General features: G+C 61.7%; 28 protein-coding genes and 1 pseudogene. 15 read left to right on the top strand and 14 right to left on the bottom strand.

Features of this window, described 5'->3' with window-relative positions; translation table 11 throughout:
* Nucleotides 1–182: 182 nt before the first annotated feature.
* The gene (locus AC3ZU9_RS22160) at nt 183–1,232 is read right to left on the bottom strand and encodes an MBL fold metallo-hydrolase (RefSeq protein ID WP_102061287.1); all 1,050 of its coding nucleotides are present in this window, start codon (nt 1,230–1,232) and stop codon (nt 183–185) included.
* A 122-nt stretch (nt 1,233–1,354) separates the two neighbouring features.
* Here AC3ZU9_RS22160 and AC3ZU9_RS22155 point away from each other — a divergent pair, with 122 nt between their 5' ends.
* The 4 genes from AC3ZU9_RS22155 (at nt 1,355) to AC3ZU9_RS22140 (ending at nt 5,409) form a co-directional block, all read left to right on the top strand.
* On the top strand, nt 1,355–1,981 hold the full coding sequence (locus AC3ZU9_RS22155; RefSeq protein WP_015885495.1) for a TetR/AcrR family transcriptional regulator: 627 nt from the start codon (nt 1,355–1,357) through the stop codon (nt 1,979–1,981).
* A 191-nt stretch (nt 1,982–2,172) separates the two neighbouring features.
* Complete coding sequence (locus AC3ZU9_RS22150) at nt 2,173–3,231, top strand: diguanylate cyclase (RefSeq protein ID WP_093543123.1); 1,059 nt, start codon at nt 2,173–2,175, stop codon at nt 3,229–3,231.
* A 263-nt stretch (nt 3,232–3,494) separates the two neighbouring features.
* Complete coding sequence (locus tag AC3ZU9_RS22145) at nt 3,495–4,814, top strand: methyl-accepting chemotaxis protein (RefSeq protein ID WP_102061288.1); 1,320 nt, start codon at nt 3,495–3,497, stop codon at nt 4,812–4,814.
* A gap of 76 nt (nt 4,815–4,890) precedes the next feature.
* A complete protein-coding gene (locus AC3ZU9_RS22140) occupies nt 4,891–5,409 on the top strand; it encodes a DUF1003 domain-containing protein (protein WP_015885498.1) in 519 nt (172 codons plus the stop codon).
* On the opposite strand, the gene AC3ZU9_RS22135 is transcribed toward AC3ZU9_RS22140, so the two are convergent.
* Entirely contained in the window at nt 5,406–6,284 is an 879-nt protein-coding gene (locus AC3ZU9_RS22135; RefSeq protein WP_122811949.1) for a LysR family transcriptional regulator, read from the bottom strand. The two genes, AC3ZU9_RS22140 and AC3ZU9_RS22135, sit on opposite strands and share 4 nt — an antisense overlap.
* An 80-nt stretch (nt 6,285–6,364) precedes the next feature.
* On the opposite strand from AC3ZU9_RS22135, the gene AC3ZU9_RS22130 reads away from it, so the two are divergent.
* Nucleotides 6,365–7,066: a CTP synthase C-terminal region-related (seleno)protein gene (locus tag AC3ZU9_RS22130; protein WP_490091312.1), complete on the top strand. Its 702-nt coding sequence runs from the start codon at nt 6,365–6,367 to the stop codon at nt 7,064–7,066.
* Nucleotides 7,063–7,383 (top strand): antibiotic biosynthesis monooxygenase family protein, encoded by a 321-nt coding sequence (locus AC3ZU9_RS22125; protein WP_015885501.1) that lies wholly within the window; start codon nt 7,063–7,065, stop codon nt 7,381–7,383. The genes AC3ZU9_RS22130 and AC3ZU9_RS22125 overlap by 4 nt, the downstream gene beginning before the upstream one ends.
* Before the next feature lie 20 nt (nt 7,384–7,403).
* On the opposite strand, the gene AC3ZU9_RS22120 is transcribed toward AC3ZU9_RS22125, so the two are convergent.
* Nucleotides 7,404–7,727 (bottom strand): DUF2025 family protein, encoded by a 324-nt coding sequence (locus tag AC3ZU9_RS22120; protein WP_015885502.1) that lies wholly within the window; start codon nt 7,725–7,727, stop codon nt 7,404–7,406.
* 232 nt (nt 7,728–7,959) lie between these two features.
* On the opposite strand from AC3ZU9_RS22120, the gene AC3ZU9_RS22115 reads away from it, so the two are divergent.
* From AC3ZU9_RS22115 to AC3ZU9_RS22105, 3 genes are all read left to right on the top strand, one after another.
* Nucleotides 7,960–9,087, top strand: a complete 1,128-nt coding sequence (locus AC3ZU9_RS22115; protein WP_046036456.1) for a glycerophosphodiester phosphodiesterase family protein — start codon at nt 7,960–7,962, stop codon at nt 9,085–9,087.
* 213 nt (nt 9,088–9,300) lie between these two features.
* Nucleotides 9,301–9,609, top strand: a complete 309-nt coding sequence (locus AC3ZU9_RS22110) for a PepSY domain-containing protein (protein WP_015885504.1) — start codon at nt 9,301–9,303, stop codon at nt 9,607–9,609.
* A gap of 176 nt (nt 9,610–9,785) precedes the next feature.
* Complete coding sequence (locus AC3ZU9_RS22105; RefSeq protein ID WP_122811947.1) at nt 9,786–10,958, top strand: GAF domain-containing sensor histidine kinase; 1,173 nt, start codon at nt 9,786–9,788, stop codon at nt 10,956–10,958.
* Here the strand turns inward: AC3ZU9_RS22105 and AC3ZU9_RS22100 are convergent, their stop codons facing one another.
* Together AC3ZU9_RS22100 and AC3ZU9_RS22095 are read right to left on the bottom strand one after the other, a co-directional pair.
* Nucleotides 10,959–11,663 carry a methyl-accepting chemotaxis protein gene (locus AC3ZU9_RS22100; RefSeq protein WP_412070929.1) on the bottom strand — a complete coding sequence of 235 codons (705 nt, stop codon included), beginning with the start codon at nt 11,661–11,663 and terminating at the stop codon, nt 10,959–10,961.
* A 228-nt stretch (nt 11,664–11,891) separates the two neighbouring features.
* A pseudogene (locus tag AC3ZU9_RS22095) lies at nt 11,892–12,002 on the bottom strand (hypothetical protein); the annotation flags it as partial.
* Nucleotides 12,003–12,849: 847 nt separating this feature from the next.
* Between AC3ZU9_RS22095 and AC3ZU9_RS22090 the strand changes: the two are divergent.
* Both AC3ZU9_RS22090 and AC3ZU9_RS22085 read left to right on the top strand, forming a co-directional pair.
* Nucleotides 12,850–13,872 (top strand): transporter, encoded by a 1,023-nt coding sequence (locus AC3ZU9_RS22090; RefSeq protein ID WP_015885507.1) that lies wholly within the window; start codon nt 12,850–12,852, stop codon nt 13,870–13,872.
* A gap of 233 nt (nt 13,873–14,105) precedes the next feature.
* A complete protein-coding gene (locus AC3ZU9_RS22085) occupies nt 14,106–15,722 on the top strand; it encodes an inorganic phosphate transporter (protein ID WP_490091311.1) in 1,617 nt (538 codons plus the stop codon).
* Between the two features lie 66 nt (nt 15,723–15,788).
* On the opposite strand, the gene AC3ZU9_RS22080 is transcribed toward AC3ZU9_RS22085, so the two are convergent.
* The 3 genes from AC3ZU9_RS22080 to AC3ZU9_RS22070 form a co-directional block, all read right to left on the bottom strand.
* Nucleotides 15,789–16,763, bottom strand: coding sequence for a 5-oxoprolinase subunit C family protein (locus tag AC3ZU9_RS22080; protein ID WP_015885509.1), 975 nt, complete (start codon nt 16,761–16,763; stop codon nt 15,789–15,791).
* A complete protein-coding gene (locus AC3ZU9_RS22075; RefSeq protein ID WP_043205785.1) occupies nt 16,760–17,638 on the bottom strand; it encodes a 5-oxoprolinase subunit B family protein in 879 nt (292 codons plus the stop codon). Before AC3ZU9_RS22075 ends, AC3ZU9_RS22080 begins: the two co-directional genes overlap by 4 nt.
* Before the next feature lie 283 nt (nt 17,639–17,921).
* On the bottom strand, nt 17,922–18,683 hold the full coding sequence (locus AC3ZU9_RS22070) for a 5-oxoprolinase subunit PxpA (protein ID WP_490091310.1): 762 nt from the start codon (nt 18,681–18,683) through the stop codon (nt 17,922–17,924).
* A 120-nt stretch (nt 18,684–18,803) separates the two neighbouring features.
* On the opposite strand from AC3ZU9_RS22070, the gene AC3ZU9_RS22065 reads away from it, so the two are divergent.
* Nucleotides 18,804–19,721 carry a LysR family transcriptional regulator gene (locus tag AC3ZU9_RS22065; protein WP_046036460.1) on the top strand — a complete coding sequence of 306 codons (918 nt, stop codon included), beginning with the start codon at nt 18,804–18,806 and terminating at the stop codon, nt 19,719–19,721.
* On the opposite strand, the gene AC3ZU9_RS22060 is transcribed toward AC3ZU9_RS22065, so the two are convergent.
* Nucleotides 19,718–20,614: a LysR family transcriptional regulator gene (locus tag AC3ZU9_RS22060; protein ID WP_046036461.1), complete on the bottom strand. Its 897-nt coding sequence runs from the start codon at nt 20,612–20,614 to the stop codon at nt 19,718–19,720. The genes AC3ZU9_RS22065 and AC3ZU9_RS22060 overlap by 4 nt on opposite strands.
* Nucleotides 20,615–20,720: 106 nt before the next feature.
* On the opposite strand from AC3ZU9_RS22060, the gene AC3ZU9_RS22055 reads away from it, so the two are divergent.
* Entirely contained in the window at nt 20,721–21,479 is a 759-nt protein-coding gene (locus AC3ZU9_RS22055) for an SDR family NAD(P)-dependent oxidoreductase (RefSeq protein WP_490091309.1), read from the top strand.
* Here AC3ZU9_RS22055 and AC3ZU9_RS22050 read toward each other — a convergent pair.
* On the bottom strand, nt 21,378–21,890 hold the full coding sequence (locus AC3ZU9_RS22050; protein ID WP_064053685.1) for a multidrug/biocide efflux PACE transporter: 513 nt from the start codon (nt 21,888–21,890) through the stop codon (nt 21,378–21,380). The genes AC3ZU9_RS22055 and AC3ZU9_RS22050 overlap by 102 nt on opposite strands.
* 89 nt (nt 21,891–21,979) lie before the next feature.
* Here AC3ZU9_RS22050 and AC3ZU9_RS22045 point away from each other — a divergent pair, with 89 nt between their 5' ends.
* Complete coding sequence (locus AC3ZU9_RS22045; RefSeq protein WP_015885515.1) at nt 21,980–22,834, top strand: LysR family transcriptional regulator; 855 nt, start codon at nt 21,980–21,982, stop codon at nt 22,832–22,834.
* Nucleotides 22,835–22,870: 36 nt separating this feature from the next.
* On the opposite strand, the gene AC3ZU9_RS22040 is transcribed toward AC3ZU9_RS22045, so the two are convergent.
* Genes AC3ZU9_RS22040 through AC3ZU9_RS22025 form a run of 4 tightly spaced genes read right to left on the bottom strand, consistent with a single transcriptional unit; the run spans nt 22,871 to nt 25,409 of the window.
* On the bottom strand, nt 22,871–24,094 hold the full coding sequence (locus AC3ZU9_RS22040) for an RNA polymerase sigma factor (RefSeq protein WP_250947210.1): 1,224 nt from the start codon (nt 24,092–24,094) through the stop codon (nt 22,871–22,873).
* A complete protein-coding gene (locus AC3ZU9_RS22035) occupies nt 24,091–24,570 on the bottom strand; it encodes an SRPBCC family protein (protein WP_046036465.1) in 480 nt (159 codons plus the stop codon). The genes AC3ZU9_RS22040 and AC3ZU9_RS22035 overlap by 4 nt, the downstream gene beginning before the upstream one ends.
* Before the next feature lie 32 nt (nt 24,571–24,602).
* Complete coding sequence (locus tag AC3ZU9_RS22030; RefSeq protein WP_064053688.1) at nt 24,603–24,947, bottom strand: YciI family protein; 345 nt, start codon at nt 24,945–24,947, stop codon at nt 24,603–24,605.
* Nucleotides 24,948–24,989: 42 nt separating this feature from the next.
* A complete protein-coding gene (locus AC3ZU9_RS22025) occupies nt 24,990–25,409 on the bottom strand; it encodes a YybH family protein (protein ID WP_015885519.1) in 420 nt (139 codons plus the stop codon).
* A gap of 147 nt (nt 25,410–25,556) precedes the next feature.
* Here AC3ZU9_RS22025 and AC3ZU9_RS22020 point away from each other — a divergent pair, with 147 nt between their 5' ends.
* Nucleotides 25,557–26,075 carry a GNAT family N-acetyltransferase gene (locus AC3ZU9_RS22020; protein WP_102061300.1) on the top strand — a complete coding sequence of 173 codons (519 nt, stop codon included), beginning with the start codon at nt 25,557–25,559 and terminating at the stop codon, nt 26,073–26,075.
* Nucleotides 26,076–26,107 lie beyond the last annotated feature (32 nt).

Below are 26,107 nucleotides of genomic sequence, written 5' to 3'. Positions count from 1 at the left end.
TGAGCCCGGTCGACAAGGCACGCCCAGCAGCCAAATTTTCCTACACTTGATGTCCATGTGGACAGCCCTCCGGAAGATGACTTTCCGAAGGATCATCGCACCCTCATCCGAGGCCTGGAACTGCTTGGAAACACCCGGAAAACTCCTTTTTCCGACGCGTCTTCCGACTGCCAGCCCAGTCGTCAGCCAGCCAAGTGCTCTTGCGCACCTTGTGTTTCCACCTCCAGCCACCACGCATACCCACGCTCAGGCTGGTTCAAGCTGAATGCCTGCCCCATCGGCGGTGTGGTAATCGACACGTTGCGCTCCCAGGCCAGCGCCATGATCCGGTCAAACGGTTCGTGCCAGGCATGGAACGCCAGGTCGAAGGTACCGTTGTGAATCGGCAGCAGCCAGCGCCCCTTGAGGTCGATATGGGCTTGCAGGGTTTGCTCAGGTTGCATATGCACATGGGGCCAATCGACGTTGTAAGCACCTGTTTCCATCAGCGTCAGGTCAAAGGGGCCGTACTGTTCACCGATACGTTTAAAGCCGTCGAAGTAACCGGTATCGCCGCTGAAAAAGATCCGCCGCGCCCCGTCGATCATCACCCAGGAACACCACAGGGTCTGGTTGGCATCAAACAGCCCGCGCCCGGAAAAATGCTGCGCAGGTGTCGCGACAAACCGAATACCGTCCACCTCAGTGCCCTGCCACCAATCCAACTGGCGCACTTTGCTGGCCTCCACCCCCCACTTCACCAGCAGGTCACCGACACCCAACGGCGCAAGAAAACAGCGGGTTTTCTCGGCCAATTGAACGACAGCCTTGCGGTCAAGGTGGTCGTAATGGTTGTGGGAAAGAATCACCGCTTCCAACGGTGGCAGCGCTTCAAGACTGATGGGCGGCTGATGGAAGCGCTTGGGGCCCGCCCAACTGAACGGTGAGGCACGCTCGGCGAACACCGGGTCGGTGACCCAGAATTTACCGCGCATTTTCAGCAAAACCGTCGAATGCCCGAGGCGGAACACGCTGTGATCCGGGGCGGCCAGTAATTGCTCGCGGGTCAGCGATTGCACCGGGATCTGCCCCACCGGCCGTGTACTGCGTGGTTTGTTGAACAGCATGTTCCAGAAAATACGCAAGGTCTTGCCAAAGCCTCCGTGCTGCACAGGAGGCTCGTTGCTGAAATGCGCCTGATCGTGCCTGGGCGCTGCTGGCGAAGAATCGACACGGGACGAGATCGTGGCCATTACCGGGTGACTCCTACGGATCGCTTATAAGTTACACTGCACAGTGTAGTTTCAAGATTGCAACAAAATCCGGAGCAAGTAAACTGCCGAGTGTAATTTCCTTGAAGAGCCGAACGCCACCCATGACTGCCCCTCAACGCCTCACCGACCGCAAGCGCGAAGCCATCGTGGCAGCGGCCATTGCCGAGTTTCGCGCAAACGGTTTCGAGGTCACCAGCATGGACAAGATCGCCGCCACCGCCGGCGTTTCCAAGCGTACGGTGTACAACCACTTCCCCAGCAAGGAAGAACTGTTCGCCGAAATCCTCCACAAACTCTGGGCCAGCAGTGTTGCACAGCTCGACGTCAGCTACGCCAGCGACCGCCCGTTGCGCGAACAATTGCGGGGGTTGCTGGAAGCAAAGATGAAGATGATGTCGGACGTGAATTTCCTCGACCTCGCCAGGGTCGCTATCGCTGCCACCATCCATTCGCCGGAACGTGCGCAGGACATGGTCACCCGCCTGAGCCAACGCGAAGAAGGGTTTACCCAATGGGTGCGTGCCGCCCAGGAAGATGGCCGGCTCAACTGCAGTGACCCGGCCTTTGCCGCCCACCAGATCCAAAGCCTGCTCAAGGCGTTTGCCTTCTGGCCACAGATTACCCTTGGGCAACCGACCCTGGATGCGGCCAGCCAAGCCAGCGTAATCGAGTCGGCCATCGACCTGTTCCTGGCCGGCTACGAAGTCAAAGCACCGGGCCAGCCGTAAAAAGCCGTTGCACGAGCGACGTCCCAGGTCGTTTTTGACGCATTCGCCCTCTGTTTTGCGCAAATGGCCTGGAAGGACACTGATTATTCCCCCGCGAATAATTGACAATATTCGTGGGCATTCTCCGATCAGCGGTGAAGCCCACGAACATGTGTCGTCGTATCTGCAAAAAAGAGCTGACCCAGGAATTTATGGAAAACAGACAAGGCAAAGGACTTTCCTTTGCCAGGCGTATCTACAGGCCAAGGATTATCGGCACAGCCATGTGCTGTATCAGCGTGATAGCGGCCCTGTACCCGCTCGCGATGCCGGGTTGGCTCTGGGCGCTGTTATTGGTCAATGCTTTCGTCTGGCCACACGTGGCGTATCAATGGGCAACCCGCTCCAAATACCCCTATGACGCCGAGCAACGCAACCTGCTGTATGACGCACTGTTCAGTGGGTTCTGGGCGGCGACGCTGCAATTTACCCCGCTGACCACCGTGACCTTGCTGTCGATGGTCGCCATGAACAACGTCGCTGCCGGTGGTAAGCGCCTGCTGATACGTGGCGCACTGGCCCAAGTGCTCGGCGCCGCTATCGGCGCTGTGGTGTTCGGCCTGCACTTCAACCCGTCGGTCAGCCTGGTTGAGGTTTACGCCTGCCTGCCCATGCTCACGCTCTACCCCATGGCCATCGGCATGGTCTGCTATCAACTGGCGATCAAACTGTCGGAACACAAGCGAGCCCTCAGCGCCCTGAGCCGTATCGACAGCCTCACCGGCCTGCTCAATCACGGTTCGTGGAAAGACCTGCTGCACCTCAAGTTCCACAAGTGCCAGCAACAGCAAAGCCATGCCACCATCGCCTTGATCGATATCGATCACTTCAAGCGAATCAATGACACCCACGGGCATATCGTCGGCGACGCGGTACTGCGGCAACTGAGCCTGGAGTTGCGGCGCAACCTGCGGGAAAACGACCTGGCCGGGCGTTACGGAGGCGATGAATTCTGTGTGATTCTTCCACAAATGCCGCTGGAACAAGCCGCCCAGGTCATGGAGCGCATGCGTGAAACCTTCAGCAATTACCGCAACCCGCAGATCCCGGAACTGCGCGTGAGCCTGAGCATCGGCCTGGCGGGGTTCCAGCCGTCCTTTACCAATGCCGCCATGTGGCTCAATGCGGCGGACCGGGCGCTGTATGCCGCCAAAGACACCGGGCGCAACCGGGTCAGCGTAAGTGACGACAAGGTCGCCTATTCCGCTTGACGTTGTCCGATAACTGCTCGTCTGAATAGTGCGTCCTGCACCCCAGGCAGCAGCATAATGCCACCATTGGTCGCCTGCCCAAAAAAGGTCCTGCCCCTGGGGCGAACTTCCCGTCAGGCTGATCACTCTGAACCCGTTGTTCCACCCCGTTCTGTCGGCACAAGGAAGCTGACAATGAGCAAGTCAACCGTATGGCGTATGCCTTACGGGGGCAGGCGCATACCCAAGGAAACTCCAGCAGTCGCTTGCCCGAGCACCCGACCATGTTATTCAACACCCATAAACAAACCATCAACACCCTGCAACACACCGTCGCCCAACAGGCCAGCCTGCTGGATGCCATCGAGCGCGCCATGGCGGTGATCGAATTCGACCTGCACGGCAATGTGCTACGCGCCAATGCCAACTTCCTGCAGACCATGAACTACCGCGCCGAGCAGGTGGAGGGCCAGTCCCACCGCATGTTCTGCACCCCGGCGTTCGCTCGCAGCGCCGAGTACAACCAGTTGTGGTCGAACCTGCGCAATGGCCAGTTCCAATCCGGCACCTTTGAACGAGTGGCCGGCAATGGCCAATCGGTGTGGCTGGAAGCCAGCTACAACCCGGTGCGAAATGACGCCGGCCAGGTGATAAAAGTGGTGAAGTACGCGATGGACGTCACCCCACGCCTGCAGGCGGAAAGTGAAGCCAATGCCAAACTGGAGGCCATCGGGCGTGCCATGGCGGTGATCGAATTCAACCTCGACGGCACCATCATCACGGCCAACGCAAACTTTCTGCAGCGCATGGGTTACACCTTGGCGCAGATCCAGGGCCAGCATCACCGCCTGTTCTGCACTGCGGAACTGGCCGGCAGTTCGGCCTACAGCGACTTCTGGCGACGCCTGAACCAGGGCGAATTGTTCAGCGGCCAGTTCGAGCGGGTCGATAAAAACGGCCGGACCGTATGGCTTGAAGCCAACTACAACCCGGTGTACGACGCCAGTGGGCGCCTGTGCAAAGTGGTGAAATTCGCCTCGGATATCACCGCCACGGTGCAACAACATGCGGCCGACGCCGCCAGCGCCGCCCAGGCGTACCACATCTCCCTGAACACGCGGGACATCGCCGAAAAAGGTGCCGAGGTGATCCAGCAAACAGCCAGCGGCATGCGCGACATTGCCGCGGACATCGATGGCTCCTCGCAACTGATCGCCAAGCTGGGTGAGCGTTCGCAGCAAATCACCGCCATCGTCAACACCATTCGGGGCATCGCCGACCAGACCAACCTGCTGGCACTCAACGCCGCCATTGAAGCGGCGCGGGCAGGCGAACAAGGTCGCGGGTTTGCCGTGGTGGCTGATGAAGTCCGGCAACTGGCAGCACGTACCAGCGGCTCCACGACGGAAATTTCCAGCATGATCGCAATGATCCAGGACGAAACCCGCCAGGCCATCCACAGCATGGACGGCACCCGCGACCGCGCCGCGCAAGGTCTCGACCTGGCCGATCGCGCCGGTACGGTGATCCTGCAGATCCGCGCAGGTACCAGCGAGGCTGTGCAGGCGGTGAGTGCGTTTGCCAATGAACGTGGGGCCAACTGACCCGATCTTCATGCGGGCAGCCGGGGGCTCGGTCTATAGTGCACAACTGTCTATTTGTTGAGCACCCGAGCCCGCCATGACCTCAGAAAAGCCCGAAGCCGCCCCCGTCGACCACCTGCGCTTCCACCGCCGCCACGCCCATTTGGCGCCGACCTTCGGTAACGACACCTTTGCCCTCAAGGCCGAAGCCTTCGCACGCTTCTTCGGTACGCCCACGTTCCTCGGTGCGCAAACCGCCATTGTGGTGCTGTGGGTGGTACTGAACATCACCGGCATCACGCATTTCGACGTGTACCCGTTCATCCTGCTCAACCTGGCCTTCAGCCTGCAATCGGCCTATGCCGCGCCCTTGATCCTGCTGGCCCAGACGCGCCAGGCCGCTCGCGACAAAGCCCAGTCCGACGCCGACGCGCAGCACCGCGAAGCGCTGGCCGTTGCCAACACAGAACGCCAGGCCCAGGCCGCGCAGACCACCAAGCAGTTGCTGGAACTGCTGGAACAGAACACCCGGCTCACGGAAATGACCAAACAGCTGACAGAACATATCGAAAGCCTGACGTGCGAAATGCATGAGCACTTTGTGCGAAAAACCTAAGGCAAGCGCACATGCCCACTCAGCTCATCAAACAGTGTCACCACCGAGCGCAACGCCCGGCAGTCAGGGCGCGTAAGCAACCACAGCGCCGTATCGTGCCCCGCCAACGCGGGGCCCAGCGGTTGCAGGCCGTCGTCGACTAGAAAGTCGGGCAACGCCGCCACGCCCAACCCCGCCCGTACCAACTCGGTGACCGACTGCATACTGTTGCAGCGATAACTCAAGCGCACGCCGGGCAGGTGCTCGCGGCGCCAGGCCACTGTGGGATGATCGGGCAGGAAATCATCCGGGGCGATCCAAGGCAGGTCCGCCCACTCCCGGCCCGCGTATTGGCTTGCCAACCCTGGGCTGGCGCACACCCGATAGGCCACGCCGCCCAAACGGCGGCCAACCAGATGCTCCGGCGGCGCGCGGGTGAGGCGCAAGGCAATATCCGCATCGCGGCGGCTGAGGTTGGCGAAATCATTCGACGTGCTCAGCTCCAAGGTCAGCGCCGGGTACTGCGGCATGAACTGCGCCAGGGCCGGCAACAGCAAACCTTGCAGCACCGAGTCGGTACAGGTCAGGCGCACCGTGCCGCTGATCACCTCACCGCCCTGCTCCACACCGACGCGCGCCGCTTGCAGCGCTTGTTCGGCACATTCCGCCTGCTGCGCCAGGTGGCTCGCCAGGCTCGTGGGCAGGTAACCGGCGCGGCTTTTTTCAAACAGCGTCTGGCCCAACGCCGCCTCCAGGCGCCGCACCGCACGAAACACCGTGGACACATCCACACGCAATAACGTCGCCGCCCGCGCCAGGGTACCGCCGCGCACCAGGGCGAGGATCAGCGACAGGTCAGGGTAGTCAATGGAATAGTGCGTGGCTGCATTGAGCATGTGGGCAAACGCCAATTTTGATTGCGTGAACGCCAATCTATAGTGCGCCCCAGGACACCACAAGCCACGGGATGTACACCATGAACGCCACGCCCTTGCACCTCGCCCTGATCGGCGATTACAACCCTGATGTTGTCGCTCACCAGGCGATTCCCCTGGCGCTGCAACAGGCGGCCGACACGCTGGGCCTGACCCTCCATACCCAATGGCTCGACACGGATGCGATGCCAGAACCCCTCCACGACTTCGACGGTTTCTGGTGCGTCCCCGGCAGCCCCTACCGCGACACGGATGGCGCACTGCGGGCGATCCGTTTTGCCCGCGAACAGCGGCGACCGTTCCTCGGCACCTGCGGCGGTTTTCAACATGCCGTACTGGAATACGCGCGCAATGTGCTCGGTTGGAAGGACGCCGAGCACGGCGAACTCGCCCCACAGGCCAAGCGCGCGGTGATCGCGCCGTTGAGCTGTACCCTGGTGGAAGCCACCGACAACGTGCGTCTGGTGCCCTACACTCGCATCGCCGACGCCTACGGCACCCTTGATCTGCTGGAAGGTTATCGCTGCCGCTACGGCGTGAACCCTGAGTTCGTCGATGCCCTGCTCGAAGGCGACCTGATCCCCAGCGGCCATGATTCGGCTGGCGACCTGCGCGCGGTGGAACTGCTCGATCATCCGTTCTTCGTGGCCACGTTGTTCCAGCCCGAACGCAGCGCGCTGAAAGGCGTCACCCCGCCCTTGGCGATTGCCCTGCTCAACGCCTGCCAGGCGGTGTCGGCATGATCGCCCGTACGCCCAACCCGCCCTATTACGCGGTGATTTTCAGCTCACTGCGCACCGAGGGCGACCAAGGTTACGGCCAGGCGGCCGGCCGCATGCTCGAACTGGCGCGCGAACAACCGGGGTTTCTCGGCGTGGAATCGGCGCGGGAAGACGGCCTGGGGATCACCGTATCGTACTGGGAGAGTGAGGCGGCGATCCTGGCCTGGAAGCAGCAGGCCGAGCACCAGGCGGTGCGCGAACAGGGGCGCGCCACGTGGTATTCGGCCTTTCAGACCCGGGTATGCAAAGTCGAGCGGGCCTACGCCTTCCAGAATTGAAAGACAGGCCCCTCGTGGGCCTAACTGACCAGGCTGCGTAACGCAGTGATCTGCGGGATTTCGACCCGGCGCATATACACCCGCAGCGGCTCGGTGATGTTGATGCGGTCGTCGATGTTCTGGTCCAGCAGCAACTGGATGCGTTCGCGGGACAGGGTCATGGTCTGCTCCGGGGCCGGCAGCCAGACGAATTCGGCGGTGGGGATGATGCCGTCATCGGCCACGTCCATGCCGAAGGCGTCTTCGCTGAAACGTACGATGTACTGGCCCGTCTTGCGGTTGAGGCCAACAAACCCGTGGAGTTGGTCGGCGGCCTGGCAGATAAGCTCGGAGGTGATGCGCATGGTAAACCTCACTGAAAAGTCCCACAGGGACTGGAAAGATGGTTTACACGCGTGGCGAAAGTACTGCCCTCTGACGGGGCAGCTTCGCGCAAGAGTACTGCAATGCATCCCCTAAAAACCCGAAAAACTTTGGCCGTGCGCACGTTAATGTCGGTTTGGTGATAGCGCCTTTCGCAATCACTTGTTAAAAAGGAGGCCTTCTCAAAGCTACCTCCACGAAAGGACTTCGCATATGCCTGTCACGTTTACCAAGAGCGCCCTGCTGCTCGCCCTGATGCTCGGCCTCGGCCAGGCACATGCGCAAGACCCGATCAGCCCGGCTGAATTGGCGACTAACGAAGGCATCCCCTACCCTGCCGTGATCGCCCACCGTGGCGCCTCCTATGACGCCCCCGAGTCCACCGCCGCCGCCTACAAGGTCGCCCGCGACCTGGGTGCCGATTACCTGGAAATGGACCTGCAGCGCAGCAAGGACGGCGTGCTGTTCGCCCTGCACGACAACAACCTGCAGCGCACCACCGACGTGGCCACCAAGTTCCCCGACCGCAAGGACGCCCCGGCCAACGAGTTCACGTGGAAAGAACTGCAAACCCTCGACGCCGGCAGCTGGTTCAACGCCGCCTACCCGGACCGTGCACGCCCAGGTTTCGTCGGCCTGAAAATCCAGAGCCTGGACGACATCATCAAGATCGCCGAAGGCAACCCGCAGCACAAACCGGGCCTGTACATCGAGACCAAAGAACCCAAGCAATTCCCAGGCATCGAAGCCGACCTGAAGAACAAGCTGCTGGACAAAGGCTGGCTGAGTTCGGCCGGTTCCAAGCTGGGCAAGAGCAACACCGGCGTCGGCCAGGGCAAGGGCCGCGTGGTGCTGCAAACTTTTGAAGTGGCAAGCCTCAAAGCGCTGCAGAACGAAATGCCCAACACCCCGAAAATCCTGCTGTTGTGGGTGGGTGAAGGCAGCATCGAGCCGAAAAACAAGCAGACCTTCGCGGAGTCCGGCGAAACCACCAAGGCCGCGTATTACGCCAAGCAAGAGCCGAAGGATGCTGCCGAGTTCGAAAAATGGGTCGACGAAGCCAAGAGCCTCGGCGCCATCGGCACCGGCCCTTCGGCTGAGCTGACCGCCCATGGCGACCAGAGCTACACCGACCTGGTGAAACCCGAAATGAACAAGCTGACCCACGACAAAGGCCTGCTGGTGCACGTGTATACCGTCGATGAGCCGGTGGACTTCGACAAGGTGATGAAAGCCGGCGTCGACGGCATCTTCACCAACCGCGCCGCCGAACTGCTGAAGTTCTACAAGCGCTGGCCGTCGTCCAGCGTGCAGGATCTGTTGAACGACTATAAGTACTGAGTCAACGGCCTGATCCTCGGGGCGCTGGGACGCATAGAGGCCAGTCGCTAACTGTTTCATCCGAGTCTCGCTTTTACAGGAGGCTCAAGCCTGAAAGCCTGAGTGTTAATCGGATTGAACAAACGGCGTAACGGCTTGAACTAATTAAGGATGAATTAAGTTGCACTGGCTAACCTGATCCCACTTAAACAGCTCACCGAAGAAGGACACACCATGAAAACCCTGACTACGTTGTTCGCCGCTACCGCCCTGACCCTGACCGCCGGCCTGGCCCAGGCTGATGTTCGCCCGGACCACATCGAAGGCCTGCTCAAGTCCGGCGCAGTGATGCCTTTCGAGAAACTCAACGCGGCCGCTGTGGCCAAACACGCCGGTGCCACCATCAATGACACCGAGCTGGACCACAACAAAAGCGGCGTACTGGTCTACGAAGTTGACCTGACCGACACCACCGGCAAGAAGTTTGAAGTGAAACTCGACGCCAAGACCGGCGCCGTGCTGGAAGACAAACTCGATACTTGAGTGATCGCCTCACATAAAAACCGCGCTACCTTTGGGTAGCGCGGTTTTTTTATGCCTGCGGGTAGGAAAACCCTCCCTCTAACGAATGAAATAACACCTACAGCGCACAAGGTCGCTAAAATCCCACTCATTGGCCGGGGCATAACGCTCACCACCTTACGGATCGAGAGTGCTGCATGGGGCAAAAAGCCGCCGACATCGCCACCATTGGCAGAATCAGTGCCGTCCCCGCGATGCTCAAAGTCATCAGCGATATGACCGGCCTGCGCTTTGCCGCCGTCGCGCGGGTAACCGACGACACCTGGACCGCCTGCGCCGTGCTCGACCAACTGGACTTCGGCCTTGGGGTGGGCGGTGAGCTGGACCTGGCCACCACGATCTGCCACGAGATTCGCGGCTCCCACGTGTCCGTGGTGATCGACAAAGCCAGCGAAGATCCGGTCTACCGCGACCACCACACCCCGCGGCTCTACCAGTTTGAAAGCTATATTTCGGTGCCGGTGTTCCGCACCGACGGCAGATTCTTCGGCACCATCTGCGCCCTGGACCCCAACCCCGCCCATCTGCGCAGCAGCAGTATCCAGAGCACCATGGAGTCGTTCGCCCGGGTGCTGTCCTTGCAAATCGAAGCCGAAGAAGCCGCGCATTACACGCAAGCGCAATTGCAGGAAGAACGCGGCACCGCCGAATTGCGCGAGCAATTCATTGCAGTGCTCGGCCACGACCTGCGCAACCCGCTGTTCGCGATCAACTTCGCTGCGGAACGGCTGCTGCGCAAATTCCCCGACCCGGCCACCGACACCCTCGTACGCCATATCCTCACCAGCGGTCGCCGCGCCGCGCAGTTGGTCGAAGACCTGCTGGACTTTGCCCGTGGCCGCCTGGGTAGCGGTATCCCGCTGAACATCGGCGATTGCCAGGGTTTGCAGGAGGCATTGCAGCATGTGGTCTCGGAAGTGCAGAGCGTGCACCCGCAACGGCTGATCCAGGCGGATATCGGCGACCTGCAGGGCGTGAGCGGCGACCGCGATCGCCTGGCGCAGTTGCTCTCCAACCTGGTGGCCAATGCCATCCATCATGGTCATCACGATGGACCGGTGGAGGTCACGGCAAAAATCGAACAGGGTCGTTTCAACCTGAGCGTGAAAAACCCCGGACAGATTGACGCCCAAGCCTTGCCCCGGTTGTTCGAGCCCTACTCGCGCCCCGCCAAGGACACCCCCCAGGCCGGTCTGGGACTGGGGTTGTACATCGTCAAGCAGATTGCCGACGCCCATGGCGGTGAATTGAGCGTCTCCACCACCGCTGAGCACGGCACCGTGTTCACGTTCAGCCTGCCAACCGCCTGATCAAGCGCCTAGGCGCGCCGTCACCTCGTTCAACTCGCTCGACAACCCGCGCAGGTTGTGGCTCGCCGCTTCGGTGCGCTTGACGTTGTCGAGGTTGGCCGTCGCCACCGTGGTGATCTGCGTGATATTGCGCGAGATGTCCTCGGCCACCGACGTCTGCTCCTCGGCCGCCGTGGCAATCTGGCGATTCATGTCACGGATGGCCTCGACGGCCTGGGTGATGTGCGCGAGCATGGCGCCGGCCTGGGTGACCTTCTCCACACTGTCATCGCTGCACGACTGACCGCTCACAATCGCTTCGGCCGCATCCACCGCGCCGGTCTGCACCGCCTCGATAATCCCGTTGATCTCGATGATCGACGCCGCCGTACGTTGCGCCAGGCTGCGCACTTCATCGGCCACCACCGCAAAACCGCGGCCGGCTTCGCCTGCGCGCGCGGCCTCGATGGCGGCGTTCAGTGCCAGCAAATTGGTCTGCTCGGCGATGCCACGAATCACTTCCAGCACCTTGCCGATGCGCACGCTATCGGTTTCCAGACGACGGATGATGGTGCCGGTGCTGAGGATCTCGTTGCGCATCTGACCGATGGTCGCGATGGTGACCTTCATCACTTCGCCGCCTTCACGGGCCGAGTGGTCCGCCTCGTCGGCCGCACGGGAAGCACTGGCGGCGTGGCGCGCGACTTCCTGGGCGGTGGCTGACATTTCGGTCATGGCCGTGGCCACTTGGTCGGTGCGGTTGAATTGATCGCTGGTGCCGGTCGCCATCTGCCCGGCGATGGCATTCAGTTCGCCGCTGGCGCCGACCAGGTCGGTGGCGCTGCGCTGCAAGCGGCTGAAGGTTTCGGCGAGGAAGTCGCGCAAGGTATTCGCGGCAGCGGCCAGGTGGCCCAGCTCATCCTGGCGCCGGCTGGCCACGCGCTCAGCGAAGCGACCGTGGCTCAGTTGCGTCACATAGTCGATCAGGCTACGGATCGGCAGGATCAAATTGCGGTTGATCAGCCACAGGCTGAACAGGCCGATCAACACACCGGACAGCAACATGATCGCCAGGCCCACCAGCACGGTGCGCTCGGCGTAGGCACTGATGGCCTTGGATTGCTGGCTGCCTTGTTCGCGCAGGTCACTGACCAGCGCGCTCATCTGCTCACTCGCGGCGCGATCCACACCCTTGACTGCGGTGTCGCCGACGGTTGCATCGCCACCCGCCGCCACGTAGGCATCGCGGCCCTTCTGGTAGGCCACACCCAGTTGCTGGTGTGCCTGGCGCAGGGTTTCGATGCGCTGGTTCAGGGCCGGGTCGCGGGTGGTCTGGGTGACCAGACGCGCGAGGATGCCTTGCACATCGCGTTGGCGGTCCTGGAACTGACCCCAGTATTTCTCCATGTCCTGCGGCTGCTTGCCGCGCAGCAACACGTTTTTCCATTCCTGCACCTGCACCTTGAATTGCAGGTTGGCCTCGTCGATCAATTGTGAGGTCAGCAATGGCCCATCGATCAAACTGCGGTAACTCTGCACCCCGTTGGACAGGAAATTGAAACACGCCAGGGCGATCAATAGCATCGCCAACAGGCTGCCACCGAGCAGCGAAAGGATTTGTGCTCTCAAGGAGGTTCGCAAAACATTCATCGGGGAAAAGCCTCGATACAAGGAAGTGGTGCATGCACGCCGTTAACTTCCCTGTCATCAAAAGCACCGCCGGTCCACAGCGGTTGCAAATGCTTTGGATCGGCCGTGCTAGAGGCTTCTTGAACGGTTCCTGACAAGAGGTCAAATAAATGTCACCGCAACGAAATAAATCGCAAGCCGTCACAAAACTGTCAAATTCCCTTGCAATGATTCGCTACGCGCCCTGTGAAACGTCCTACAGGCCTTTTCTCTGCGAGCCCTCATGAACCACAGCATCGACCACAGCCACCAGGACTCCGACCTGTTTGGCTTGCTTTACGGTTTCCGTTTCCGCCCCGGTGAAAAGGGTGAGCAAATCGATTCGGCCACGGCGCTCCAGGCGCTGCAACAACCGGCCGACCCGGATGAGTTTTTGTGGCTGCACCTGAACCTCGCCCACGCGGCGTGCGAGCGTTGGATGCAGGCACACCTGGATTTGCCGGAAGAATTTTTCGAAGCCCTGCATGAAGGTTCACGCTCCACGCGTATCGAACACGTCGACTCGGCCTTGTTGGCGGTGGTCAACGACGTGGTGTTCAATTTCAGCAGCATGGTGTCGTCGGATATTTCTACGCTGTGGGTTTGCGCCCGCAGCCGCCTGCTGATCAGCGCGCGCCTGCAACCGCTGCACTCGGTGGACAAGTTGCGCTCGTCGGTGAAAGCTGGTGAAAGCTTTCGCTCGCCGCTGGCCTTGCTGGTGCACCTGCTGCGCGACCAGGGTGAAGTGCTGACGCAGATCGTGCGCAAGACCAGCATCAGCGTCGACCATATCGAAGACCAGTTGCTGTCTTCGCGCCTGTCCACCAACCGCGCGGAGCTTGGTGCCGCGCGCCGGGTGCTGGTGCGCCTGCAACGCCTGCTGGCGCTGGAACCGGGCTCGCTGCTGCGCCTGCTCAACCGGCCGCCGCAGTGGCTGCAGAAGGAAGACGTGAAGGAATTGCGTAAATCCACCGAGGAGTTTGCGCTGATCATCAACGACCTGATGGCCTTGGGTGAGCGGATCAAGCTGTTGCAGGAAGAGATCGCCGCCAACCTCAACGAGCAAAGCAACCGCACGCTGTTCACCCTCACCGTGGTGACGGTGTTGGCATTGCCGATCAATATAATCGCCGGTTTTTTCGGCATGAACGTGGGCGGTGTGCCACTTTCGCAGGACCCTGAAGGCTTTTGGATATTGGTGGCGTTGGTGGCGACCTTTACCTTGATTGCCGGGCGATGGGCCTTCAGGAAGCGCAAAGACTACTGAACTGGAACGCAGTTGACATGTGAGAGGGGGCTTGCCCCCGATAGCGGTGGATCAGGCAGTTTGTCTTTAGCTGACCTACTGCAATCGGGGGCAAGCCCCCTCCCACATAGGTTCTGCGGCGTATACAGGATCAGCGGCTATCCCAATTCCATCAAACACTGACCTATGGCAGCATCTCTGTAACATTCTGCAATGACTATGAACGACATCCTCACAACACTGGATGCTCCGGCATGGCCACCCCTTCCCTGACTGCCTCCACCCACACCTCAGTTGCAGACCCCAAACCCAGGCTGGACAAGAAACCCAGCCTGGTGACGGTGATCATCTTCTTCGCCGTGCTCGCCATGGGGCTGTTGTTCACCGCCTACAGCCTGATGCATGACATGCATGAAATGGGCGCCCAACTCACCACGTGGACGCCGTTCTTGCTGCTCGGCGTGGCGCTGTTGATCGCCTTGGGTTTCGAGTTCGTCAACGGCTTCCACGACACCGCCAACGCCGTGGCGACGGTGATCTACACCAACTCGCTGCCGCCGCATTTCGCGGTGGTGTGGTCGGGATTTTTCAACTTCCTCGGCGTGCTGCTGTCGAGCGGCGCGGTGGCGTTCGGGATCATTGCGCTGCTGCCGGTCGAGCTGATTTTGCAGGTGGGTTCGTCGGCCGGTTTCGCGATGATCTTCGCCCTGTTGATCGCCGCGATCCTGTGGAACCTCGGCACCTGGTGGCTGGGTTTGCCGGCGTCGTCGTCCCACACCCTGATCGGCTCGATCATCGGCGTGGGCGTGGCGAATGCCTTGATGCACGGGCGTGACGGCACCAGCGGCGTGGACTGGAGCCAGGCGATCAAGATCGGCTACGCCTTGCTGCTGTCGCCACTGATCGGCTTCGCGTTTGCGGCCATGCTGTTGCTGGCCCTGCGCGCCTTCGTCAAAAACCGTGCGCTGTACAAGGCGCCGAAAGGCGACACCCCGCCACCGTGGTGGATACGCGGCATGCTGATCGCCACCTGCACCGGCGTGTCCTTCGCCCATGGCTCCAACGATGGGCAAAAAGGCATGGGCCTGATCATGCTGATCCTGGTCGGCACCCTGCCGATGGCCTACGCGCTGAACCGCACCATGCCGGCCGAGCAGTCGTTGCAGTTCGCGGCTGTGGCCGAAGTCACCCAGGTCGCCCTGGTGAAAAGCGCACCGCAACCGCTGAGCGGCGATCCGCGCACGATTCTCTCGACCTACGTACGCACCAAGGAAGCCACTGCAGAACTGGTGCCGGCCCTCGCGGCCCTGGCCGGGCAGATCGGTGAGGAAGTCAAAGGCTACGGCTCCCTGGCCAAAGTGCCTGCCGAAGCCGTCGGCAACGTGCGGAACGACATGTACCTGAGCAGCGAAACCATTCGCCTGATGGACAAGGGCAAGGTCGGCAATTTCGATGCCGATACCCAAGGCAAGCTGCAACTGTTCAAGCAACAGATCGACAATTCCACGCGCTTCATTCCGCTGTGGGTCAAGATCGCCGTGGCAATCGCCCTGGGCCTCGGCACCATGGTGGGCTGGAAGCGCATCGTGGTGACCGTGGGTGAAAAGATCGGCAAGACCCACCTGACTTACGCCCAAGGCGCCTCGGCTGAAATGGTGGCAATGCTGACCATCGGCGCGGCGGATATGTATGGGTTGCCGGTATCGACGACGCATGTGTTGTCGTCGGGCGTCGCGGGGACGATGGTGGCTAATGGCGGTGGGTTGCAGATGCGTACGATCCGTAACCTGGCGATGGCGTGGGTACTCACGTTGCCGGCGGCGATCCTGCTTTCCGGCAGCCTTTACTGGCTGTTCACCCAACTCTTCTGACACAAAACCAAAGCAAAAGTGAACAGAGAACCAAATGTGGGAGGGGGCAAGCCCCCTCCCACAGTTTTATCCAGCGAACAGTCCAGCCATCATCTTCAGGCGCTTTTTGTAGATCCGCCGCGCTTCCAACGCCTCCTCCAGTGTCACCGCCACAAACCCCGCCCGCTGGTTCGGCTGCATCTGCCCAATCAAGTCCAGGTCGGCGCTGATCACGGTGCCAATCATCGCGTAGCCACCGCCCGACACCGCGTCCCGGTGCAACACAATCGGCTCCAGCCCGGCCGGTACCTGGATCGAGCCGATCGGGTAGCAACTGTCGACGATATTCGACGGATCCGATCCCGCGCCAAACGGCTGCTCCCGTGGCTGGAAGCTCAGCGCACTGCCGCCTTTGAAGCGATAGCCGATGCGGTCGGCTTCGGAACCCACGGTCCAGGGCTCGGCAAAGAAGCTGCTTTTGGCCGCAGCGGTCAGGCGCTCGTAATACAGGCCAGGCACCACACGCAGGGTCACATCGCCACCCACCGACCGGCGCAACGCCATCGGCAGGCTGTTGCCCGCACGGCCCGTGCCGCTGGGTTCGCCGATAGGCAATTCATCGCCTGCCTGCAAGCGTCGACCGTGAAACCCGCCGAGTGCGCCAAGGGTATAGGTGGAGCGACTGCCGAGCACCAGCGGCACGTCAATGCCACCCGCCACCGCGAGGTAGGTGCGCGCGCCGGCCTTGGGAAACTCAAAGCGCAAGACCTGCCCGGCGCGCACCTGGAATGCAGTGTCCTGATGCACGACTTCACCGTCCAGGCGCGGCGACATCAAGGCGCCGCTGAGTGCCACCAGCGCGTCCTGCTGAAACTCAAGCTCGGGGCCGATCAGCGTGCATTCCAAGCCCGCCGCGCCCACCGGGTTGCCCACCAGGTGGTTGGCCGCACTCAGTGCGTACTGGTCCAGTGCGCCCGACGGCGGGATGCCCAAATGGTAATAACCTTCGCGGCCAAGGTCCTGCACGGAGGTGGCGAGGCCGGGTTTGAGGACCTTGATCATGCCAGCGCCTCCTGCAGGGTTTTCGGATAGCCGATGGGGTCGGCGAGAAAGGCGTCGAGGGAAAACTCCACCGGACGGATGCGCAAGTCGAAGCGTCCTGCGTCCACCTCGGCGACGGCAAGATCGTAAGCGTCGCGGTCCATGGGTTTGAACTGCACGATGTCACCGGGGCGGAAGAACACCATGTGTTCCTTGAGGTACGCCAATTGCTGCGCCGGGTCGTAGATGGGCGCCGGGGTCACACCGAACATCTGGTAACCGCCGGCACCGCGCACCGAGTAGATGCAACCAAAACAGCCGCCATGGCCGAGGGTCAGCTTCGGTGTATCGGTGCGCGGCCGCAGGTACTTGGGCACCTGCAATTGGCGCTCGCGCTCGACCATCTGGAACATGAACGGCAAGCCCGCGACAAACCCGACCATCGACACAAACCACGGCGCGCCGCTGTGGGCGGCGATAAACGCATCGACATCGGCCAGGCCATTGATGCGCGCGGCGTACTCCAGGTCGGTGCCGCTGGGGTCTTGATGGCGGTCGCGAAAACGCATGAGCGTTTCATGGGTCCAGGGGTCGTTGTAGAGCACCGGGATTTCGATGATGCGCGTGTGCAAGGTGCGCTCGGCCACAGCCTGGGCTTCGGCAGTCTGCACCGCATCGAGCAACACATGGGGGGCGATGCGGTCGGGGTCGAAGCGAATCTGGAACGACGCATTGGCCAGGCACACATCCAGCACGCCTTCGAGCGCCAGGCGTTCCACGGCGCGTGTCACCGCCATGCCTTTGAAAAAGGCTTCCAGGGACATGCTGTCACTGACCTCGGCAAACAGGTGTTCATCACCGCCGAAGCTGTAGCGGATGGGGGACATTTCAGCCATGTCTGTTCCTCTTGGAATCATTGTAGAAAGGCAGGCGAAAAAAAATGTTCAGGGCGTTTCTTGTTGTAGTGACTGGGCTTACTGTGGTGAACACCCTTGTTGTGGTGAGCGGGCTTGCTGTGGTGAACACGCTTGTTGTGGTGAGCGGGCTTGCTGTGGTGAGCGGGCTTGCCCCGCGCTGGGCTGCGAAGCGGCCCCTAAACCCGACGCCGCGTGTAGCCTGACACTACGCGGTGGTCGTACTGGGGCGGCTTCGCCACCCAGCGCGGGGCAAGCCCGCTCACTACAGAAGCGTATTTGTCACTGTGATTCCTGCTTGATCCAGGGCTTCGCGGGTGGCTTCTACCAACTCAAGCGCGCCGGGCGTGTCGCTGTGCAGGCAGATGGAATCGAATTCGATAAACACGTCTTCGCCTTCTACGGTGCGCACCAGACCGGTCTGGCACGCACGCAAGACTCGCGCCGCGACCGTTGCCGGATCCAGCGCCCGGACCTGGCGGGTAAACACGATGGAGCCGCTGAGATCGTACTCACGGTCAGCATAAAACTCGCGCACCACCGGTTGCCCCAGTTCCGTGGCGACCCGCCAGATCACCGAATTGGGCATGCAGTAGAGCAACAGCGTCGGCTCGAGGATTTGCAGGTTCTGCACCAGCAACCGCGCCGCTTCTTCATCGCGGGCGAGGTGCATATACAGCGCGCCATGGGGTTTGATGTGTTGCAAGGTCATGCCCTGGGCCCGTGCGATTTCACGCAGGGCGCCGAGCTGGTAGAGCATGTCGTCGACCAATTCCTGGGCCGGCGCGTTGATGTGGCGACGGCCAAAGCCGACCAGGTCCCGAAAGCCCGGATGCGCGCCGATGGCCACGCCCAATTGCTTGGCCCGCTCAACCGTACGACGCATGGTGCCGGGGTCGCCAGCGTGAAAGCCGGTGGCGATATTGGCCGAGCTGATGTACGCCATCAGCTCCGCATCCACACCGTCGCCGATGGTCCAGGGGCCGAAGCCTTCGCCCATGTCCGAATTGAAATCCACTGCCTGCATCGAGGTCGCTCCGCCTAAGTGATGCTGGAAAAGTAGGCTGCGGCTTGACCCCTTGGGAAGATCTATTATCAGATGGCCCATCTTCTGAAAATCAGATAGCCCTACGTTTTGGAGAGGCCGATGTCCCTGACCCTGCGCCAAGTCCGCTACTTCGTCGCCACTGCCGAAATCGGCCAGATTTCCCAGGCGGCCATCCACCTGAACATCTCCCAGTCGGCGGTGACTACGGCAATCAAGGAACTGGAAGCCATGCTCGGCGTGCAGTTGTTCGTGCGCTCGGCCCAAGGCATGAACCTGACCGACGCCGGGCGGCACTTTCTCAACCGCGCCTATGTGATTCTGCGCAGCGTCGATGACGCGCTGAACAGCCCGCTGCCCGACTACCGCGCCAGCGGCGTGCTGCGCCTGGCCGCCAGTTACACGGTACTCGGCTACTTCCTGCCGCACCACTTGCAGCGCATGGAACACTGGCACCCGGACGTGACCATCGAGGTCTTCGAGCAGGAGCGCCAGGCCATCGAGCACGGTTTGCTCGACGGCCAGTTCGACATGGCCGTGGTGCTCACCGCCAACCTCACTCACCCGGATATTGTCTCGGAAATCCTGTTCAATTCGGAACGCCGCCTGTGGCTGCCCAGCCATCATCCCTTGTGCGAACGTGGCGCCGTGAGCCTGGCCGATGTGGCCCGCGAGCCCTACATCCTGCTCACCGTCGACGAGGCCGAACACAGCGCCATGCGCTACTGGGAACAGGCCGGACAAACGCCCCAGGTGCGGCTGCGTACCAGCTCGGTGGAGGCGGTGCGCAGCATGGTCGCGAACGGCAGCGGCGTGGCGATCCTGTCGGACCTGGTGCATCGGCCCTGGTCGCTGGAAGGCAAGCGCATCGAAACCCTGACGGTGACTGACCCGGTCACGCCGATGAGCGTGGGCCTGGCCTGGCACCGCGAGCGCACATTCACCCCGGCGATGCAGGCGGTACGCGATTACTTCCACGATGCGTTCCTGGCCCCGCAGCAATTATCGGCGCGGCGTTAGAGCTGGGATTGCAACGTTGCCGCCAGCCAATCCATGAACACCCGCACGCGCTGCGGCAGGTGCCGTTGGCCCGCGTAGAGCAGTGATACATCCAGCGCTGGCGCGGGGTAATCCGGCAGCACTGCGACCAGTTCACCGCTGGCCAATAAATCACCGATGCCCAAGGCCGGCACCTGAGTAATCCCGAAGCCCCCCAGGCACGCCGCTTTGTACGCATCGGTGCTGTTGACCGTCACGCGCCCGGCCATGGCAATACGCTGCACCTTGTTGCCCTGCACGTATTCAAACCCCGCCGAACGCGCGCCCAGTGGTCGCACGTAATGCACCAACTGATGCTGCGCCAGGTCGGCCAGGGTCTCGGGCACGCCATGACGTTGCAGGTAGGCCGCGCTCGCGCAGTTGATCATCGGCAGGCTGCACAACCGCCGTGCCACCACCGTCTGGTCCGGCTGTGCGCCGACCCGCAACACACAATCAAACCCTTCGGCGAGCAGGTCGACCTGGCGGTCGGTGGTGCTGATTTCCAGCTCAATCAACGGGTGCGCATCCATGAATGGCGGCAGGCGCGGCAGGATCAATTCCCGCGCCATCATATTGGGCATGTCCACTCGAATACGCCCGCTGAGTTGCGCTTCATCCTGGCGAAACAGCCCCTCCAGCTCCTCCATGTGCGACAGCAAATCCTTGCTGCGCTCATACAGCACACGTCCGTCCTGAGTCGCCTGCACCGTGCGCGTAGTGCGCTGCAACAGGCGCGCGCCGAGCAGTTCCTCCAGCGCCTGCACGTGCTCGGACACGGTTGAGCGCGGCAAGCCCAGGCTCTCGCCGGCCTGGGTAAAACTCGACAGTTCGGTGACGCGCACGAAGGTGCGCAGCAGCTCAAGTTTGTTCATGGGATTGTTCGCCTTATCCGGCCAGTGATTCCGGTATAGCGCTGTTTATCACGATATGGCCGGACAAATAAACTGCTCCCAACGCTCAATCACAGAGGACATCACCATGACCCGCAAAATCGCATTGATCACCGGTGCCAGCCGCGGCCTGGGCAAAAACACCGCGTTGCACTTGGCAGCTCAAGGCGTCGATATCATCGGCACTTACCACAGCAAGGCCGATGAAGCGCAGGCGTTGGTCGCCCAGATCGAACAACGGGGCGGCCGCGCGGTGATGCTGAAACTCGACGTGAGCCAAAGCGCGACCTTTGGCGATTTCGTCGGCGAGGTTGCCAGCGCACTCAAGGATGTTTTCGCACAGGATCAGTTCGATTTTCTGATCAACAACGCCGGTATCGGCATTCACGCCAGCTTTGCCGACACCACCGAAGCGCAGTTCGACCAACTGGTAGCGATTCAATTCAAAGGCCCGTTTTTCCTCACCCAGAAGCTGTTGCCACTGATCCGCGACGGCGGCCGCATCCTTAATATCTCCAGCGGCCTGGCGCGTTTCAGCTTGCCCGGCTACGCCGCTTACGCCGCCATGAAAGGCGCCATGGAGGTGCTCACCCGCTACCAGGCCAAGGAACTGGGTGGGCGTGGCATCAGCGTCAACATCCTCGCCCCGGGCGCGATTGAAACCGACTTCGGCGGCGGCGCGGTACGCGACAACGCCAACCTCAACGCAATGGTCGCCAGTAACACTGCGCTCGGCCGCGCCGGCTTACCGGACGATATCGGCGGAGCGATTGCCAGCCTGCTGGCCGACGGTAGCCACTGGATCACCGGCCAGCGGATCGAGGCCTCGGGCGGTATGTTTCTGTAGGAGTTTGTCGCGCAGCACGTCATACCCCCAGTGATACACATAGGTGTACGGCAGGAAGAACAGCAGTACACCGATGTCGAGCATAAACGCCTGCATCAGGCTGATATTCAGCCACGCCGCGATCAGCGGCACGGCCACGATAATCAGCCCGCCTTCAAACATCAGCGCATGCAGCACCCGCGTCCAGCCACCCGCGGGGAGTTGCAGGCGCACCTTGAGGCGGTCGAACAGGCTGTTGAACACGATGTTCCAGGTCAGTGCCAGCAGGCTCAGCCCCAAGGTCACCGCGCCCATTTCCAGGGCCGGCCTGCCGGTGATCCACACCAGCAGCGGTGTACAAATCAACAACGCCAAGCCTTCAAAGCCCAGGGCTTGGCAAACGCGTTCAGTAATCGACTTGGTAGGGCTCATAACCTGCGCTCCATGAATGACGAGGGTTGCCATGATCACGCCCTGACTCGATACTTCATAACCAATAACCATCGACCAAGGCGATAGACATGGCGTCCAACGAAGTGCTGCAAGCGTTTGTCCAGGCGGCCACCCAAGGGTCGTTTTCCGCCGCGGCGCGCAAGCTGGGCAAGAGCCAGTCCACCGTCAGCGCGGCAGTCGCGAGCTTGGAAATCGACCTGGATGTGGTGCTGTTCGATCGCAGCAGCCGCAAGCCGACGTTGACGCCAGCCGGCCATGTGCTGCTGGAACGGGCCGAGCAGGTGCTGGAAGCCAGCAGCCGCCTGGAACTGGCGGCGAGTCAGTTAGCCCAGGGGTTGGAGCCGAGACTGACGATTGCGATGTCGGACACGTATCAATCGCAGCGTTTTGAAACCGCGATCATTGCGTTCGCCGAGCGTTACCCCGACCTCGAACTGGAATGGCTGATCGCCGAATGCGACGACCTGATCGACCTGGTGCAAAGCGGCCGGGCGCAGATTGCGTTTATCGAACAGCAGGACGTCTACCCGCCTGACCTGACGCGCTCGCCGGTGCAGGAGCGCACCGAGATCGCGTTGTTCGTGTCGCCGCAACATGCCTTGGCCAGCCTCGACAGCGTCGACCACCAGACCTTGAAACACCATCGCGAATTGCGCTTGGCGAGCATCGTCAAACCTTACGACAACCGCGCCGCTGGCCGGGTCTGGTCCGCCGCCAGTTACCTGATGTTGATGGAGATGGCCCAGCTGGGTTTCGGCTGGGCGCCCCTGCCCCGCTGGCTGGTGGAGCGTTTTGGCAACGCCAGCCTGCAGGAACTCAAGGTGCGGGGCTGGCCACGCTCGGTCACGGTGGATGCGTTGTGGTCGCGCCAGCATGCACCGGGGCCGGCAGGGAGTTGGTTGTTGGCCACGATGCTGGAGTGAGCCCTCTGGACAATGAAGGCAGTGTGGGAGCGGGCTTCATTGTCTGGGGGATTGGAGTTCGGCCAGGCGTTGTTCGAGGAAGCGTCTTTCCGGGATTTGCTGGGTCAGTGACAGGGCTTTTTCGTAGGCCGTGCGCGCTGCTTCGACACGCCCCAGTTGCCGACAGAACTCGCCCCGCGCCGAATGCGCCAGGTGATAATCCTGCAACTCGCCGCGCGCCAGAATCCCCTCTACCTGCTGCAACCCCGCCAGCGGGCCATCGCGCATGGCCACCGCTACGGCGCGGTTCAGTTCGATAACCGGTGACGGCATTGTCCTGAGCAGCACATCGTAGAGCCCGACGATTTGCCGCCAGTCCGTCTGGTCTGCACGTGTGGCTTCGGCATGCACCGCCGCGATGGCGGCCTGCAGGCCATACGGGCCAAAGCGCCGGGCGCTCAGCGCCTGTTCCGCCAACGCACAGCCTTCGGCGATCAGGGACGCATCCCACAGCGAGCGGTCCTGTTCATCCAACAGCACCAATTCGCCACTCGCCGAGGTGCGCGCCGAGCGTCGGGACTCGTGCAACAGCATCAGCGCCAGCAGCCCCATGACTTCCGGCTCGGGCAGCAACGCCATCAACAGACGCCCCAGGCGGATAGCTTCGCGCGTCAACGCTTCACGGGTCAGGTCAGCGCCCATGGAGGCCGAATAGCCCTCGTTGAACACCAGGTAAATCACGCGCAACACGCTGTCGAGACGCTCGGGCAGCTCCGCCAGGGACGGCACCTGATACGGAATTGCGGCCTCGCGGATCTTGCCCTTCGCCCGCACGATACGTTGGGCGATGGTGGCCGGCGTGGCCAGAAACGCCCGGGCGATTTCCTCGGTGGTGAGGTCGCAGATCTCGCGCAAGGTCAGCGCCGCCTGGGCGTCGGCCGCCAGCGCCGGATGGCAGCAGGTGAAGATCAGGCGCAGGCGGTCGTCTTCCACGTCTTCATCACTCCAGTCAGCCGCCTCCAGTGCATCGGCCTGCGCCTGCAGCAACGGGGTAAAACGCGCCTGGCGGCGCAGACGGTCGATGGCCTTGAAGCGCCCGGTCGAGACCAGCCACGCGCGTGGGTTGTGCGGCACACCGTCCAGCGGCCAACGTTGCACCGCGACGAAAAACGCTTCGTGCAGGGCTTCTTCGGCCAGGTCGAAGTCGCCGAGCACGCGAATCAGCGTCGCGAGCACCCGCCTTGATTCGCTGCGGTAGATCGCCTCGACCGAAAGGGTCAATCGCGCATGCCTTGGGTGACCAGGGTTACCAGGCGGTCGAGACTCTGACCCCAGCCATCGTGAAAGCCCATGGCTTCGTGGGCCTGTTTGTCTTCGGCACGCCAATGCATGGCGCGGGCGGTGTAGAGGGTCTTGTTGCCCTCGACCTCCTGCAGGGTCACTTCGGCGGTCATGAACGGCTTGCCCGACGGAATCCAGCCCGGCGTAAAGGCGTCGGTAAACACCAACCGCCGTGGCGCGACGATCTCCAGGAACACGCCCTGGGTCGGGTACTCCGCACCGTCGGGCGCACGCATCAGGGTGCGAAACAGGCCTCCGACCCACAGGTTCATTTCGCACTCGGGGGTGGTCATGCCGTGGGGGCCCCACCATTGCTGGAGCAACGTGGGCTCGGTCCAGGCACGGAACACGCGGCTTCGCGGTGCATCGATCACGCGGCTGATGGACAATTCAAACTCGGCAGGTTGCGTAGACATGGGGTAAACCTCTTGAGTCTTATGGTTGTTGTTCAGAGATTCAATTCGCGCACGGGGCGCACTTCCACACTGCCGACCCGGGCGGCCGGAATGCCGCCGGCCACCTGGATCGCTTCGTTCAGGTCCCGCGCCTCGATCAGGTAGAAGCCGGCGAGCTGCTCCTTGGTCTCGGCAAACGGCCCGTCGGTGATCGACACCTTGCCATGGCGCATGCGCACGGTGGTGGCGGTGGTGACCGACTCCAGCGCTTCGGCGGCCAGCATGCGGCCACTGCCGTGAACGGACGCCGCATAAGCATGGCATTCCGGGTCCTTGGGGCTGTCGGGCAGACTGTGCAGCAACGCTTCGTCGCTGTAGACCAGGCACAGGTATTTCATGACGTTCTCCGTTTTCGGACTACTGACTATAGATCGCGATGGTCAAGGTTTCAGGTCGAACAGACCGGTGCCGGTTTCCATGTCGAAAGGCGCAGACCAGTGCTCATGCACCACTTTCCATTGGCCATTAATGCGCTGGTAACCCGCGGTCACGCGCATCCAGCAGGTTTTAAGCACGCCATCCGGCCCGGTGCCACCACAGTGGGCGAGCCAGTGGGCAAAGGCGCTGTCGTCGGCGGCGACGATATGCAGCTCATGAAAGTCAAACACGCCGGGGCCAGGGCAAAACTCCATGCAGGCCTGCCAGTGCGCCTGGTAAGCGGCCTTGCCCTTGAATTGCAGGGCGCTGACGGCGTCGAACGCGACGATATCGTCGGCGTAGAAGCTGACAATTTTCTCGACATCCTTGGCGGTGACGGCGTGTTTCCATTGTTCGATCAGGGTGTTGATGGCGGTGCTCATGGTGATACTCCTTCGGGAGGAAAAGCGCGGAATACACCCTTAATCGAACAAGCCAGCGGCAAATCGACAGCCCACTGAAAAATAATTTCGCCCCCGGCAAACCCGCTAGAATCCACGCCTCTTTGTAGGATTTCGGATGCGCCACTGATGGAAACCCGCCTCGTCCCCTATGAGACGCTGAGCCTTGTGCAGAAACAGCACCTCGACACCCTGCAAGTGCATCCCGAGCAACTGGCGTACTCCGGCGATATCTACTGCGCGCTGAACAGCCTGTTGGTCAACCCCAACCCCAACGCCATCAAAGGCTTCGCCCTGCTCGCCGACGACCTGCCCGTGGCCTTTCTGCTGCTCAAACGCCCACCGTGCCTGCCCCATTGGGCGGATGAGCACAGCGCGACCTTGCATGCGTTGCAGGTGGATCGGCATCAACAAGGGCGCGGGTTCGGCAAGGCCTGCTTGCAGGCGCTGCCGGCGGCGGCATTGCAGGCATGGCCGCAGATCAAGGGCCTGGAGTTGTCGGTGGACGCGGATAATGTGGCGGCGATGGGGTTGTACTTGAGGGCTGGATGGGTGGATAGCGGGGAGGCGTATAAGGGCCGGATTGGGTATGAGCGAAGGTTGAGGTGGGTGGTTGGTCAGGCCAAACTTGACACCTTCAAAATGTAACGTATACATAACTTAAATATAACCAAGTAATG

This window comes from Pseudomonas sp. A39, from assembly GCF_058145955.1.
This window is presented reverse-complemented; position numbering and strand designations above follow the sequence as displayed.

Bases quoted from the DNA above. Each gene is read 5' to 3' on its own strand.
- AC3ZU9_RS22160 (WP_102061287.1), bottom strand. From the start codon at position 1,232: ATGGCCACGATCTCGTCCCGTGTCGATTCTTCGCCAGCAGCGCCCAGG.
- AC3ZU9_RS22155 (WP_015885495.1), top strand. From the start codon at position 1,355: ATGACTGCCCCTCAACGCCTCACCGACCGCAAGCGCGAAGCCATCGTG.
- AC3ZU9_RS22150 (WP_093543123.1), top strand. From the start codon at position 2,173: ATGGAAAACAGACAAGGCAAAGGACTTTCCTTTGCCAGGCGTATCTAC.
- AC3ZU9_RS22145 (WP_102061288.1), top strand. From the start codon at position 3,495: ATGTTATTCAACACCCATAAACAAACCATCAACACCCTGCAACACACC.
- AC3ZU9_RS22140 (WP_015885498.1), top strand. From the start codon at position 4,891: ATGACCTCAGAAAAGCCCGAAGCCGCCCCCGTCGACCACCTGCGCTTC.
- AC3ZU9_RS22135 (WP_122811949.1), bottom strand. From the start codon at position 6,284: ATGCTCAATGCAGCCACGCACTATTCCATTGACTACCCTGACCTGTCG.
- AC3ZU9_RS22130 (WP_490091312.1), top strand. From the start codon at position 6,365: ATGAACGCCACGCCCTTGCACCTCGCCCTGATCGGCGATTACAACCCT.
- AC3ZU9_RS22125 (WP_015885501.1), top strand. From the start codon at position 7,063: ATGATCGCCCGTACGCCCAACCCGCCCTATTACGCGGTGATTTTCAGC.
- AC3ZU9_RS22120 (WP_015885502.1), bottom strand. From the start codon at position 7,727: ATGCGCATCACCTCCGAGCTTATCTGCCAGGCCGCCGACCAACTCCAC.
- AC3ZU9_RS22115 (WP_046036456.1), top strand. From the start codon at position 7,960: ATGCCTGTCACGTTTACCAAGAGCGCCCTGCTGCTCGCCCTGATGCTC.
- AC3ZU9_RS22110 (WP_015885504.1), top strand. From the start codon at position 9,301: ATGAAAACCCTGACTACGTTGTTCGCCGCTACCGCCCTGACCCTGACC.
- AC3ZU9_RS22105 (WP_122811947.1), top strand. From the start codon at position 9,786: ATGGGGCAAAAAGCCGCCGACATCGCCACCATTGGCAGAATCAGTGCC.
- AC3ZU9_RS22100 (WP_412070929.1), bottom strand. From the start codon at position 11,663: ATGTCAGCCACCGCCCAGGAAGTCGCGCGCCACGCCGCCAGTGCTTCC.
- AC3ZU9_RS22090 (WP_015885507.1), top strand. From the start codon at position 12,850: ATGAACCACAGCATCGACCACAGCCACCAGGACTCCGACCTGTTTGGC.
- AC3ZU9_RS22085 (WP_490091311.1), top strand. From the start codon at position 14,106: ATGGCCACCCCTTCCCTGACTGCCTCCACCCACACCTCAGTTGCAGAC.
- AC3ZU9_RS22080 (WP_015885509.1), bottom strand. From the start codon at position 16,763: ATGATCAAGGTCCTCAAACCCGGCCTCGCCACCTCCGTGCAGGACCTT.
- AC3ZU9_RS22075 (WP_043205785.1), bottom strand. From the start codon at position 17,638: ATGGCTGAAATGTCCCCCATCCGCTACAGCTTCGGCGGTGATGAACAC.
- AC3ZU9_RS22070 (WP_490091310.1), bottom strand. From the start codon at position 18,683: ATGCAGGCAGTGGATTTCAATTCGGACATGGGCGAAGGCTTCGGCCCC.
- AC3ZU9_RS22065 (WP_046036460.1), top strand. From the start codon at position 18,804: ATGTCCCTGACCCTGCGCCAAGTCCGCTACTTCGTCGCCACTGCCGAA.
- AC3ZU9_RS22060 (WP_046036461.1), bottom strand. From the start codon at position 20,614: ATGAACAAACTTGAGCTGCTGCGCACCTTCGTGCGCGTCACCGAACTG.
- AC3ZU9_RS22055 (WP_490091309.1), top strand. From the start codon at position 20,721: ATGACCCGCAAAATCGCATTGATCACCGGTGCCAGCCGCGGCCTGGGC.
- AC3ZU9_RS22050 (WP_064053685.1), bottom strand. From the start codon at position 21,890: ATGAGCCCTACCAAGTCGATTACTGAACGCGTTTGCCAAGCCCTGGGC.
- AC3ZU9_RS22045 (WP_015885515.1), top strand. From the start codon at position 21,980: ATGGCGTCCAACGAAGTGCTGCAAGCGTTTGTCCAGGCGGCCACCCAA.
- AC3ZU9_RS22035 (WP_046036465.1), bottom strand. From the start codon at position 24,570: ATGTCTACGCAACCTGCCGAGTTTGAATTGTCCATCAGCCGCGTGATC.
- AC3ZU9_RS22030 (WP_064053688.1), bottom strand. From the start codon at position 24,947: ATGAAATACCTGTGCCTGGTCTACAGCGACGAAGCGTTGCTGCACAGT.
- AC3ZU9_RS22025 (WP_015885519.1), bottom strand. From the start codon at position 25,409: ATGAGCACCGCCATCAACACCCTGATCGAACAATGGAAACACGCCGTC.
- AC3ZU9_RS22020 (WP_102061300.1), top strand. From the start codon at position 25,557: ATGGAAACCCGCCTCGTCCCCTATGAGACGCTGAGCCTTGTGCAGAAA.